Raw genomic sequence first — 12,141 nt, forward strand, 5'->3', positions numbered from 1 at the left:
ACATCTTTTGCTAAAAATGTGATGTGCTAGGTGCTATTTTAAGCCCATCAAGCTTAGTTCAGCCCAAATCAAACTATGCGTTGATTGTTACTCATTTTTTAAAACCGGACACTTAATTAGTATAAACGTACTTTGGCAGCACTTGTCTTAGGATTATTTTTCCGACGACCAAGCCTCTGCCGGCGAATTACTGCTTTTTGTGCCAGGAAGTTGGAGCAAACCATGTTATTAAAATTAAAAGATTCACAGCTACTTAAGACACAAGCTTATATCAACGGTGAATGGGTTAGCGCGCAAAGCGGCAAAACCTTTGCAGTAACCAACCCTGCTACCGGTTTACATATCGAAGATGTTGCAGACTTAGGTGCAGAAGAAACTCGCCAAGCAATTGAAGCTGCTGACAAAGCGATGGCTTCCTGGAAAGCAAAAACCGCTAAAGAGCGTGCTGTTATCCTGAAAAAATGGTTCGACCTAATGGTTGAAGCCAAAGAAGACCTAGGTCTTCTAATGACGGTAGAACAAGGCAAACCGCTAAAAGAAGCCATGGGTGAAGTGATGTACGGCGCTTCTTTCATTGAATGGTTTGCTGAAGAAGGTCGTCGTGCTTACGGTGATGTTATCCCGACTCATGCCGCCGACAAACGCGTTTTGACCATAAAACAACCGATTGGTGTTGTTGCTGCGATTACACCGTGGAACTTCCCTGTAGCCATGATCACTCGTAAAGCAGCACCTGCACTAGCAGCGGGCTGTACTATTGTGATCAAGCCTTCTGAAGAAACACCTTTTTGTGCACTGGCAATGGCTGAACTGGCACACCGTGCGGGTATTCCAGCGGGCGTACTAAACGTTGTCACCGGCACAAGCGCTGCAGCTATTGGTGGTGAACTAACCTCTAGCCCTATCGTGCGCAAGCTAAGCTTCACCGGCTCTACTCCCGTTGGCAAATTGCTGATGAAGCAGTGTGCAGACACCGTGAAGAAAACATCAATGGAACTGGGCGGCAACGCACCTTTCATCGTTTTTGATGATGCCGACATTGATGCCGCCGTAGAAGGCGCTATCGCGTCTAAATACCGCAACGCCGGTCAGACCTGTGTTTGTGCTAACCGTTTACTCGTTCAGTCTGGTGTACATGATGAGTTTGCTGAGAAACTGGCTAAACGCGTACAAGAGATGCAGATTGGTAACGGCACCACACCCGGTGTTGAAGTTGGCCCGCTAATCAACAAGGCCGCTATCGACAAAGTAGATGCGCTGGTTAAAGCCTCTATTGAGCAGGGTGCAAAAGTACTTATCGGTGGTGAGCGTCATGCCCACGGTGAGCTTTTCTACACACCAACTATTCTGTCTAATGTGACTCAGCAGATGCCTGTCTTTACTCAGGAAATCTTTGGCCCTGTGGCACCGATCATCCGCTTTGAAACGGAAGCAGAAGCGATCGAAATTGCGAACAATACACCGTTCGGTCTAGCCGCTTACTTCTACTCTGAAACCATGAGCCGTATCTGGCGCGTGTCTGAAGGCTTAGAGTACGGCATGGTTGCTGTCAACGACGGCATCCTCTCTACCGAAGTAGCACCGTTCGGTGGCGTTAAAGAATCCGGCACTGGCCGCGAAGGCTCTAAGTACGGCCTAGAAGAATACCTAGAAATAAAATACATGCTACTGGGTGGCATTCGCTAAGACCTGCGCTGACCGGCTATTCGCTACGATTAGCCTTACATTTGTTTTAACCTTTTTACATTAGGCCCATTACGGTGGGCCATTCTTTCCGTGGAGTAGTTTCATGTCAACTAATGCATCTTTACAAGAACGTAAAAACAAAGTTTTCGCTACCGGCCAAGGTAACTTAGCAACAGCATTTATTGAGCGTGGCAAAAATGCTGAAATGTGGGACGTTGAAGGCAATCGTTATATCGATTTTGCTGCTGGCATTGCCGTACTAAACACCGGCCACTGCCACCCTAAAGTTATCAAAGCGGCTCAAGCTCAAACGGAAAAACTGACGCACACCTGTGTAACAGTAACACCTTACGAGCCTGCTGTTGCTCTAGCTGAGAAACTGGTTGAAATCGCACCAGGTAACTCACCTAAGAAAGCAATGTTTGTCACCACAGGTGCAGAAGCGGTAGAAAACTGCGTTAAGATCGCTCGTGCTCACACAGGTCGTTCTGGCGTTATTGCGTTCAACGGTGCATTCCATGGTCGTACTAACATGACAATGGCATTAACCGGTAAAGTTGTTCCTTACAAAGCGGCTTTCGGCCCGTTCCCTGCTGGCATTTACCACCTGCCATACCCGAACGAAGTACACGGCGTAAGCATCGAAGATTCTCTGAAAGCACTGAACATGCTGTTCACTTGTGATATCGAAGCGGCTCAAGTTGCTGCGATTATCATTGAGCCTGTTCAAGGTGAAGGTGGTTTCTACCAAGCACCTCCTGTATTCCTGCAAGAGCTGCGTAAGATTTGTGACGAGAAAGGCATTATGCTGATCGCGGACGAAATCCAGAATGGCTTTGGCCGTACCGGTAAGATGTTTGCAACTGAATACGCAGGTATCGAGCCAGATCTAATGACAATGGCTAAAGGTATTGCGGGTGGTTTCCCATTGGCAGCCGTAGTTGGTAAAGCGGAAGTAATGGATTCTGCACCTGCTGGTGGCCTAGGTGGTACTTATGCGGGTTCTCCAATCGCTTGTGCTGCAGCTCTAGCGGTTCTAGAAGTGATTGAAGAAGAAAAACTGGTTGAACGCGCAGTATCAATCGGTGATCAAATGAACCAACGCTTGAGCGCCATGCAAGCTGAATACCCTCAGCTGATCGGTAACGTTCGCAACCTAGGCGCAATGGTAGCGATGGAGCTGATCAAAGACGGCGATATCAACAAGCCAAACGCTGACCTGACTAAAGCACTGGTTGCAGCAGCACCTAAGCATGGTCTGATTCTGCTATCTTGCGGCATCCGCAGCAATGTTATCCGCTTCTTGCCAGCACTGACCATCGAAGATGAAATTCTGAACGAAGGTCTGGATATTCTAGCTAAGCTAATCGCTGAGCACGCTTAATCATTAAGCTAGCTTGAGTGATACCAATACCCCGGCCAAGGCCGGGGTATTTTTTTGGCAAAAGGATAACCGAATGAAATGACTGACCATCAATACACATGGGATGTTGCGAGACAACCAGAATCATCGCAGTGTAGGATGACGTGCCAATGACGTTTTTTGCAATTTTATTGTTCCGTTTTTGACGCTTATCTGACGGGGAAAGATAAGAGCTGGATGGTTACAAGATATGCCCCTCCCCACGCAGAGAGGCTGTGGAAATTTTCACTAATCTGATGCAGGAGCATTCACGCAATGTTCAGAAACGCCAGTGCTCTCAAGGATGGTCGTGTTGTCTTTAATACCTCGGGCTTTTTATGTTTCCATCATTAGTGGAAACAAGCCAATAAGAGCAAGTGCTTAGCCTTCACTCTTACCAGTATTAAACCGTTCACGCAGTATCTTGAGGAACAATTCGCGGGGTTTGCTGGGCTGAGCTGTTTTCTTCCAAATAACCGTCATTGGTAGATCATAAAATCGCTCTTGAGGCGTTAACGCTTGGATTAAGCCGTCATCGACATAAGATTGCGCATACATCTCAGGTAAGAAGCCAATAAACTTACCGGAAAGAATCATCGCTAGACGTCCTTCGTAGAAATAAGCTTCTGCTGCTCGGTTCAAGCCTGTCATTAACTCGTCAACTGATTCGTGGGGCTTCAGGCCCGCATGCACCAATGGCAAGCTGTTAATCAGCTCGTCGGTAAGCTCATCTTCTGACAAGGCTGCAACCGAATGCTGGCTGCTGATATACAGGCGACAGGTATCGCTGTACAGATCGATATAGTCCAAACCTTCCAGTTTACGGTGGCATGGAATAAAGCCCACATCCGCTCGATCATTAAGCACTAAGCGTTCAATCTCAGCCATAGAGGCAACATCGTTAGCTAAATGCACACCCGGCGCCTGGGAGGCAAACGTGCCAATTAGCTCTGGAAAGGCAGTGCGTGGGTCAAGGCTGGCCGTATCGGACAGTACGATTTTTAATCGCCCCGTTAAACTTGAATTTAAATTGTTAACGGTCATACGAAATGCATCAAGAGAATCCAGTAGATTCTCTGTCATTTTATAGATAACTTCGCCTTCTTCCGTCAAAGAAAAACCTGAACGCCCGCGCTTACACAGCACAAGATTCAAACGAGATTCAAGGTTTGAAATATGTAAACTTATCGTTGAACGTCCAATGTTCAGTGCGGTTTCTGCAGCTGAGAAACCGCCGCAATCAGCAACCGTTTTGAATACTTTAAGCTGTTTTATCTCGTAATCACCAACTTGACCGAGCGAGTAGTTTTTTGCACTCATAAACGCAACTGCCTGAAAAATAGAGTGGAATTAAATAGCGTGGGGTTAGAGCCTGTTTGCCGAACAGGGGCTAGTTTACCAAAGGAAGCTTCTAGATACTCTCGTTTCTAGAACGTACGCTACGTTTTTGAGAAAAACAGCAAAGTTTGTTCCATTTAAAACTTTATATTGATTTGGTAATGTTTTTAATCAAAGCCAGCTTATTTATTATTTAAACCGTGGATGGCGCCTGAGATTTCCCTCTCTGATTCATGCTTGCTTGCTATGAATACTCAGGTGGTCAACACCGGTCACTTCGACACCCTGCTGACCGGATAACTTTTGGCCCGGTAATCCGTATTTACCGGGTTTTTTTTGATACCGTCGTGCAACGGCCATCATTAAATATGCAAAACGTTAGTTTTATCCCTCGGAAAGTTGTTAGCCCGGCTGCCTCTCTCGCTGCAAACCGGGCTTTTTTTCGTCTATTACTTTGACTTACAGACAGCGTCTCAAAACTGCTTCGCTAACCTCAGGTGTAATATCTTTATGCTCGCCTAGAGCGGTCAGGTTGTGCTTTTTCAGGGCTGCGATAATCTCAGGAATATGCGTCTCTGTTACGCCATAATCTTCTAAGCAAGTGCTAACCCCTAGGGCTTCAAAGAAAGCTCGAGTTTCATCAATGGCACGTTCAATACGCTCATCTTCTGTACCGTGCTCAAGGTTCCAGACCTCACGGCCATACTGCAGCAGTTTTTCACGTTTTTGTTCACGCTGTTCCGCCATCATTGCCGGCAATATAACCGCTAGAGTCTGGGCATGATCCATACCGTGCAATGCGGTCAGTTCATGGCCAATAAAGTGTGTTGACCAATCCTGTGGGACGCCAAGGCCAATTAGCCCATTAAGCGCCATTGTCGCTGACCACATAACATTAGCGCGCACATTATAATTTTTAGGCTCGGACAGCGCCTTAGGGCCATGATCAATCAGGGTACGTAAAATTCCCTCGGCAAAACGATCCTGTAAATCAGCGCCCACAGGGAATGTTAGGTACTGCTCGACGGTATGAACAAAAGCATCAACAATGCCGTTAGCCACTTGTTTATTCGGCAGAGAGTAGGTCACTGTTGGGTCAAGTATTGCAAACTGTGGGTAAAGAGCGCGACTGTAGAAGGGCATTTTGTCTTGGGTTTCATAACGAGTCACCACACCGTTCGGGTTGCTCTCAGAGCCGGTCGCAGGTAGTGTTAACACGACCCCTAAAGGTAGTGCCTGATGTACTCTTGCACCTTCCGTTAAGATCGTTAGCGGATCACCATCAAAACAGGCGGCTCCAGCAATAAATTTAGTCGCATCCGCAACAGAACCACCGCCAACGGCTAACAAAAACGTACTACCATTGGCTTTAATATGTTCCAGGGCATTTAAACAGGTATGAAAACCTGGATTAGGCTCGATCCCGCCGAACTCACTCCATGAATGCTCAGCCAAAGCTGCTGATACTTGCTCGTACACGCCGTTTTTCTTGATGCTACCACCACCATAAATCACCAGTACTTTCTCATCTTTTGGGATAGAAGTGGCAATTTTTGCAATTTGGCCTTCACCAAAAATCAGTTTAGTTGGGTTCTGAAAACTAAAGTTATACATGACCTAGCCTTTTGTTATGTTTATTAGCACTGCCATCACTTGTGCTCTGCGCTGTTAGCGCCATAGCAGCTGTTAACGTCATAGTAAGTGTGGGGTCTGATTTTACACGAGTGTGCTAAGGATGCTATTAAGGTGTCAAATGGCGCGCAAGAATCACTCAGCCCATGCGCCAGCTAAAAAGTTGTCCACAGTTTCAGTGCACAATACTGTGAATAATTGCTGAATAGAGTTATTTTGCATCCTAATGATGCCACTTACAGCCCTGTGCTATTAAATTGTGCAACAAATCACCAACAAAAGCAGACCTCTTGCAAAACTCTTTGTCATACCTTTGCCGTTAATCATTCAGCAAACTGAAATCCCTTTGCCCTTGTTCCGTCAAAAATAAGCGTTAGGGTGGGAATCTGACCTATTCGCACCTGCAGCAATACCTGTTCTATCTACAGTAATCTCTGTCTTAGCTGGTGCGAGACAATACTGAATGAGGAATAACCATGGCTTACTCAGAAAATCGTCGCTGCACACTGTTTTACGGCAAGGTGTTTTACGGCAAGGCTTCGCTGCTTTTATTTGGCTTTGCGATAGCGACCACAATTCAAGCAGATCTATTAAGCACCAAAGACTTAAAGCAGCAATGCCAGCCTCTTATGGAAGGGAGCCAATCTCTGATGACAGCTTTTCAATCGGGTCAATGTAGCAGTTATATCTTGGGTATCTATGATTTAGTTGCGCAACAGTGCCCTAGTCTTAAACTAAGAAGAGAACGTGTGGTTCGATCAACCCTCGCGCATTTAAGCAGCCTGAGGGATGATCAAATGCCAGCGGTACAGGCTATTGATCAATTTCTAACCCGTAATAGCCGTTGTTTACCTGTTGCCGGCCTTTAGGGCTTTATTCGTGAGGCATATCACCAAAGGCACGATAGGTCCGCATAAAGCCTGCTTCTAAACCAATGGCAGCACGAGCCATCTCATTATGGGAGCCAACGCGCAAAGCTCGGCGCAGCTTATTCAAAGCCAACTGTTCTTGAGCCACGGCTTTTTTTAGCTCGACGAACTGTCCATCATTAAAGCCGAATAGCTCTTGATCAAACTTAGCCTGACTGACATGATGCCGAATCGCTTCCCAGCGCGGCCAAACCTGCGCCCAATTCTTCTGTAGGATTTTAATTTGCGCTTTAGTAAAAAGCTTACCGCCTTTATTGTCTGCGGTTGTGATTAAAGCATCCATAAAAGGTTTATAGGCGTTTAACGCATCAACGTAATAATTAATACCGTTGCGCTCACGCAGACCATGCATGGTGGTACTGACCGCTTTAAGATTCTGATAACCGCTATCAAGATTACCTTCTAGCACATCAACAAAAGCACTACTTACCATGCCGGAGGCGATATCAACAAAGTACTGCCATTCAGGGTCATCACTGTTTACAGCAAAAGTTGTCGCAAAGTATGTCCATTCCGTTGAGAAGCTCATCATCGCCTCTTGTGCAGCATCTTGATCCCCCATTTGGGTATAAATCAAGGCAGGAATATACTGGCGATCCATCTCTATGGTTGCTTTTAATAGCGCGTTATCCATTGCGAAGACATTGGTCATCAGTGCCAAACTTAATATAATGCCTTGGCCCGTATACCGTATAAAAGTCCCTACCCGCTGCAGAACCATTGCTAACTCCCTATTGATTCATAATTAACAGATTCATAACTAACGCAATATAGATTCATAATTGGCACAAGTATAGCTTAGGGCTTTGTCTATGCCTATGCGTCTAAGGACGTCTTATTGAATCTCAAGGCTTTTTAGGTCTGAATATTCACGCCAATACTCTGCAAATGCTTTTTGCAATTAGCAGTACAGCCTTCTGCCATCAGAATATCGTAAAGTCGTTTTCCGCCCGGCCCTAACACGTCAGGTTCTGGTACAACCAAGCTAACGGTGCCTGTTCGCATCGAAGAAAAATCCACTTCTAACGCCACAAACTCACCGCTAGCTAACTCTTGCAAAACTTCATGTCGTGGCAGCCAGCAGAAGCCTAAGCCGTGCTTTAAAACCTGCTTGGCACGTTCAAAGCTATCGACGGTCCAGCGTTGATCCGATTTCAACCAGCCTTGAGACTCTAAAGGTTTCTGCGCAGTATCTTTAATCACAACTTGCATCTGCTTTACCAGCTCTTGCTGAGTGATATTATGACCAAAGGCCGCTAATTCATGATCACGGTGGGTAACCAGTATAAATTCAACACGGCACAGCTCCTCACAGGTATAGCCCTTTGGTACATGACCTGTAATGGCTAAATCAACTCGATTGTTAACAATTTGCTCAATACTGCCGGTAAGCACGGTATCAATAATCCGAATGCGCGTTCCCCGGCTATCTGGGTAAAATCGAGATAAAGCCCTAAAAAGCAGCTCTCTTGGGTAGATCGCCTCAACACTAATCGTCAGCAACGGTTCCCAGCCCATATCAATATTCTCAGCGAGTTTCTCTAAGCCTTCAGCGGTTTCAGTCAGAATACGAGAGCGTCGCAATAGCGCTTCACCGGCCTCGGTTAGAAATGCCTTACGTCCTTTAACCTCTAGCATCTCAACACCTAACTGGTGCTCTAACTTTTTAACCGCATGGTTTAATGACGATTGACTACGATGCAGCGCTACTGCCGCATGGGCATATCCGCCATGATCAACCACCGCTTGCAAAATACGCCACTGCTCCAGCGTTGTTTTATGCCCTGCCATACCGCCTCCTTACAACAACTTAAAATCATTCGATTTTATGATAAACAACTCGATAAAGTTCTATTTATTAGAATGTAAAACGCTATTTAATGCAATTTTATTTCTCAATAATCGGTATAAAGTAAGATCTATCGAAGTAAACCAAGCCTTTACTCAAGTCGTTATTATCTTTATTTAAATCGCTATTAAGAGATACGCCCATGAAAACATTATTAGTTATCCAATCGAGCCCTAAAAGCAGCCAGTCGGTAACCCGTGATTTAACGGCTCGCTTTGTGAGTCAGTGGCAAACAAAGAACCCTGAAGGCCAAGTACTGAACCGTGATGTAGGCCTTAATCCTCCTGCGCACTTAACAGAAGAGACCATTGGAGCCTTCTACACGCCAGAAGAACAACGTTCTGATGCTCAGAAAAAGGCGCTTCAACTCTCCGATGAATTAATTGCAGAATTACGCCGTGCAGATGATATTGTGATTGCATCGCCAATGCACAATTTCAGTATTACGTCAGGTTTGAAAACATGGATTGATCAAGTAGCGCGTGTTGGCGAAACCTTTCAATACACTGAAAATGGCCCTCAAGGCTTACTAAAAGATCGCCCTGTTTATGTGATCACTGCGAGTGGCGGTGATTACCGCGCGGATACTCCAATCGCTTTTTTGAACCACCAAGATACTTATTTAAAAGTGGTACTAAACTTTATCGGTTTGCAAGATATTCATTTGATTCAAGCCGCTGGCGTTGCCCGTGGAGAAGCTGCTATTAATGAGGCCAATGCAACGATCAATGATCTTGCCAGTGTCTAACGCTACGTTATAAACCAAATAAAAAGCATTGTTGGCTTCTCTCCTGCAATGCTTTTTATTCTTTACCTTTCTTGCTTTCCTTTTTTCTTTCCCTTTCGCCACGGTTTAGCCGTAAACTCCACAGTCTTAGACATAGCTATTTTCAGGCTATTATCGTTATGGGCTTAGGAGGCAAAATATGCCATTCTCATCTGGCTTAGTTCACGCTTATCTGTTTAACGATCAAAAAGGCCATGCGCTTACCGAGGCCGAAATTGCCGGCTGGCAGCCGGAACAAGGCTTGCTTTGGCTACATCTAGATTATACCAATGAAGAGGTTCAGCACTGGCTAAGCCATGAGGCGGGTATTGAATCCGTAGTAGCAGACGCCTTAACCGCGACCGAAACCCGCCCGCGCTGTACCCCTTTTAATAACGGCTTACTGCTGTTATTACGAGGTATTAACCTAAACCCGAATGCTGACCCAGATGATATGGTGTCTATTCGTCTTTGGGTTGAAAAGCACCGGATTATTAGCACTCGAAAGCGTCAACTGCAATCCATTCAAGACCTACTCGGTCAAATCAATAATCACCAAGCTCCCTCTACTGCAGGTGAATTTATTGCGGATCTTACCGACAATTTGACATGGCGCATGCGTGAAACGATGGAAGGTTACGAAGAGACCCTTGCTGACCTAGAAGAACGGGTACTAAACGGTGAACACGACGGCATTAAAACGGATCTTTCTGCTTTGCGTCGACAAATCATTACCTTACGCCGTTATCTTGCACCTCAACGAGATGCCTTGGCTCGATTACATACCGAAAAATTTAGCGGTTTATCAGATAGCGAGCGTCTACAGGTGCGCGAGACCACTGATCGTCTGATCCGCTATTTAGAAGACCTTGATGCCATGCGTGAACGAGCGGTGGTCATTCAGGAGGAGTTATTCGGCCAATTGTCTGAGCTGGGCAACCAAAGGGTTTACCTGCTATCAATGATCACCGCTGTATTTCTACCGCTTGGCTTTTTGACCGGCCTTTTGGGGATCAATGTAGGAGGAATGCCAGGGGCTGAGAATCCGAATGCTTTTTGGTGGGTTATCGGTGGACTGTTTGGCTCTGCCGTTGTTTTCACATTACTACTCCGACGGAAAAAATGGCTATAATGGCCCACATTTTAGAGATACACCCTGCTTTTATTGCTAGGGCATTTATTTTAGGAGAGCTTAATGGCCACTGCTTGCGCACGTCATATTTTAGTAAAAACCCGCGAACAAGCGGAAGTGATAAAAAAGAAGCTGGCCGTAGGCGGTGATTTTTCCAAACTCGCGAAACAGAACTCCTTATGTCCATCCGGTAAGAAAGGCGGTGATTTAGGTGAGTTTCGCCGTGGTGCCATGGTAAAACCGTTTGATACGGTCGTATTTACAAAGCCAGTATTAAAAGTACATGGGCCAATAAAAACCAAGTTTGGCTTTCATCTTATCGAGACTATTTATCGCAACGATTAATAACCGTTACCTTAATAGTTAATTAACCGCTGCCGAAATAATTGATAGCCACTGGCGTAATGATCGATAAACACTAGTGGCCATTAAAACAGTACAAAGACTGTTACCCTGCTTCTGCCAAGCTATCATGCCGAACTGCTAGCGTATCTTTATAAACCTCAATACGATTACGCCCACTTTTTTTCGCTTGGTACAAAGCTTGATCGGCCTCTTTAACCACTTCCCAAACGGCTTTTCCCATCTCGAAACTAGAAAAACCAATAGAGATCGTTAGCTGAATATCCACGCCTTCGTATCGAGTAACCAGTTGGCTGACCTGCTCTCTGATTCGCTCCAAGATTTTGGCGGAGATATCAAGTGGCGTCATCGGTAGTAAAATCAAAAACTCTTCACCACCGTAGCGCCCCACGCTATCAGAATCTCGCAGCGACGTTGAAAAGTAGTGTGATAACACTTTAAGTGCTTCATCACCGGCCAAGTGCCCATAGGTATCATTAATCGACTTAAAGTAATCAATATCTATCATCGCCAGTGTGTAAGGCGCATTATGCCGAATGGCTTGGGCATGATTTTTTTCCAAGATAAGACCAATCGATTTACGGTTAATCAGCCCTGTTAGAGCATCAAATGAGTGCTGCTGATTGACGATACTATCTCTTAAGTTACTTAATAAAAGGGTTAACTCGTCTTTTTTTCCCGATAAAAACCGATAGTCATCTAGCTTAACTTTACCTGTTTTTAGAAAACGCTCAACGATCGTCCGCGCCTTATCATGCATCTCTTTATGGGTCTTTTCTAAAGCAGTAAATTCTGGCGCCACTCGAATAGCATCACTAACACTGGTGTAATACCAACAACCAAATCCACATTTAGTATGAGACACAGGATCAGTAATACTCTTACTAAATGGCTGATCACACAAAAGCCCTTCAAGAAGACTATGGTGCCAAGCACGATGAGCTTGATCCGCTTGTTTCAAAATATTCAGCGCTTCTTCTATCTCATCTGGTGAAAAGTTATACCGTGTCATCTTAGGTCACTCCAATATCAATCTACATATAA

General features: G+C 45.4%; 12 protein-coding genes. 6 read left to right on the forward strand and 6 right to left on the reverse strand.

From position 1 onward, the window contains the following. The first annotated feature begins 222 nt into the window (after positions 1-222). Together G517_RS0109985 and gabT are read left to right on the forward strand one after the other, a co-directional pair. Entirely contained in the window at positions 223-1,686 is a 1,464-nt protein-coding gene (locus tag G517_RS0109985; protein WP_028304299.1) for an NAD-dependent succinate-semialdehyde dehydrogenase, read from the forward strand. A 103-nt stretch (positions 1,687-1,789) separates the two neighbouring features. Further along, positions 1,790-3,070, forward strand: coding sequence for a 4-aminobutyrate--2-oxoglutarate transaminase (gene gabT, locus G517_RS0109990; RefSeq protein ID WP_028304300.1), 1,281 nt, complete (start codon positions 1,790-1,792; stop codon positions 3,068-3,070). 399 nt (positions 3,071-3,469) lie between these two features. Here gabT and G517_RS0109995 read toward each other — a convergent pair whose 3' ends face one another. The 3 genes from G517_RS0109995 to G517_RS0110005 all read right to left on the reverse strand — a co-directional run bounded on the left by G517_RS0109995 (position 3,470) and on the right by G517_RS0110005 (position 6,040). Further along, positions 3,470-4,408 (reverse strand): LysR family transcriptional regulator, encoded by a 939-nt coding sequence (locus G517_RS0109995; RefSeq protein WP_028304301.1) that lies wholly within the window; start codon positions 4,406-4,408, stop codon positions 3,470-3,472. A 249-nt stretch (positions 4,409-4,657) separates the two neighbouring features. Next, the gene (locus tag G517_RS21230; protein ID WP_281167507.1) at positions 4,658-4,789 is read right to left on the reverse strand and encodes a hypothetical protein; all 132 of its coding nucleotides are present in this window, start codon (positions 4,787-4,789) and stop codon (positions 4,658-4,660) included. 96 nt (positions 4,790-4,885) lie between these two features. Continuing rightward, positions 4,886-6,040 carry an iron-containing alcohol dehydrogenase gene (locus G517_RS0110005; protein ID WP_028304302.1) on the reverse strand — a complete coding sequence of 385 codons (1,155 nt, stop codon included), beginning with the start codon at positions 6,038-6,040 and terminating at the stop codon, positions 4,886-4,888. Positions 6,041-6,534: 494 nt separating this feature from the next. Between G517_RS0110005 and G517_RS0110010 the strand changes: the two genes are divergently transcribed. Next, on the forward strand, positions 6,535-6,927 hold the full coding sequence (locus tag G517_RS0110010; protein ID WP_028304303.1) for a Rap1a family protein: 393 nt from the start codon (positions 6,535-6,537) through the stop codon (positions 6,925-6,927). A gap of 4 nt (positions 6,928-6,931) precedes the next feature. On the opposite strand, the gene G517_RS0110015 is transcribed toward G517_RS0110010, so the two are convergent. Both G517_RS0110015 and G517_RS18610 read right to left on the reverse strand, forming a co-directional pair. After that, complete coding sequence (locus G517_RS0110015) at positions 6,932-7,708, reverse strand: hypothetical protein (protein ID WP_028304304.1); 777 nt, start codon at positions 7,706-7,708, stop codon at positions 6,932-6,934. A gap of 134 nt (positions 7,709-7,842) precedes the next feature. Beyond that, a complete protein-coding gene (locus G517_RS18610) occupies positions 7,843-8,778 on the reverse strand; it encodes a LysR family transcriptional regulator (RefSeq protein WP_051206278.1) in 936 nt (311 codons plus the stop codon). Between the two features lie 200 nt (positions 8,779-8,978). Here G517_RS18610 and G517_RS0110030 point away from each other — a divergent pair, with 200 nt between their 5' ends. From G517_RS0110030 to G517_RS0110040, 3 genes are all read left to right on the forward strand, one after another. Continuing rightward, positions 8,979-9,584: an FMN-dependent NADH-azoreductase gene (locus G517_RS0110030; protein ID WP_028304305.1), complete on the forward strand. Its 606-nt coding sequence runs from the start codon at positions 8,979-8,981 to the stop codon at positions 9,582-9,584. A 178-nt stretch (positions 9,585-9,762) separates the two neighbouring features. Beyond that, positions 9,763-10,734: a zinc transporter ZntB gene (locus G517_RS0110035; RefSeq protein ID WP_028304306.1), complete on the forward strand. Its 972-nt coding sequence runs from the start codon at positions 9,763-9,765 to the stop codon at positions 10,732-10,734. A 63-nt stretch (positions 10,735-10,797) separates the two neighbouring features. Beyond that, a complete protein-coding gene (locus tag G517_RS0110040; RefSeq protein WP_028304307.1) occupies positions 10,798-11,079 on the forward strand; it encodes a peptidylprolyl isomerase in 282 nt (93 codons plus the stop codon). Between the two features lie 103 nt (positions 11,080-11,182). On the opposite strand, the gene G517_RS20140 is transcribed toward G517_RS0110040, so the two are convergent. Further along, positions 11,183-12,109 carry a diguanylate cyclase gene (locus G517_RS20140; protein WP_028304308.1) on the reverse strand — a complete coding sequence of 309 codons (927 nt, stop codon included), beginning with the start codon at positions 12,107-12,109 and terminating at the stop codon, positions 11,183-11,185. Positions 12,110-12,141 lie beyond the last annotated feature (32 nt).

Source organism: Oceanospirillum maris DSM 6286 (genome assembly GCF_000422865.1).
In the GTDB taxonomy this organism is placed as follows: domain Bacteria; phylum Pseudomonadota; class Gammaproteobacteria; order Pseudomonadales; family Halomonadaceae; genus Oceanospirillum; species Oceanospirillum maris.

Coding starts and splice junctions, on each gene's coding strand:
- G517_RS0109985 (WP_028304299.1), top strand. CDS start 223: ATGTTATTAAAATTAAAAGATTCACAGCTACTTAAGACACAAGCTTAT.
- gabT (WP_028304300.1), top strand. CDS start 1,790: ATGTCAACTAATGCATCTTTACAAGAACGTAAAAACAAAGTTTTCGCT.
- G517_RS0109995 (WP_028304301.1), bottom strand. CDS start 4,408: ATGAGTGCAAAAAACTACTCGCTCGGTCAAGTTGGTGATTACGAGATA.
- G517_RS21230 (WP_281167507.1), bottom strand. CDS start 4,789: ATGATGGCCGTTGCACGACGGTATCAAAAAAAACCCGGTAAATACGGA.
- G517_RS0110005 (WP_028304302.1), bottom strand. CDS start 6,040: ATGTATAACTTTAGTTTTCAGAACCCAACTAAACTGATTTTTGGTGAA.
- G517_RS0110010 (WP_028304303.1), top strand. CDS start 6,535: ATGGCTTACTCAGAAAATCGTCGCTGCACACTGTTTTACGGCAAGGTG.
- G517_RS0110015 (WP_028304304.1), bottom strand. CDS start 7,708: ATGGTTCTGCAGCGGGTAGGGACTTTTATACGGTATACGGGCCAAGGC.
- G517_RS18610 (WP_051206278.1), bottom strand. CDS start 8,778: ATGGCAGGGCATAAAACAACGCTGGAGCAGTGGCGTATTTTGCAAGCG.
- G517_RS0110030 (WP_028304305.1), top strand. CDS start 8,979: ATGAAAACATTATTAGTTATCCAATCGAGCCCTAAAAGCAGCCAGTCG.
- G517_RS0110035 (WP_028304306.1), top strand. CDS start 9,763: ATGCCATTCTCATCTGGCTTAGTTCACGCTTATCTGTTTAACGATCAA.
- G517_RS0110040 (WP_028304307.1), top strand. CDS start 10,798: ATGGCCACTGCTTGCGCACGTCATATTTTAGTAAAAACCCGCGAACAA.
- G517_RS20140 (WP_028304308.1), bottom strand. CDS start 12,109: ATGACACGGTATAACTTTTCACCAGATGAGATAGAAGAAGCGCTGAAT.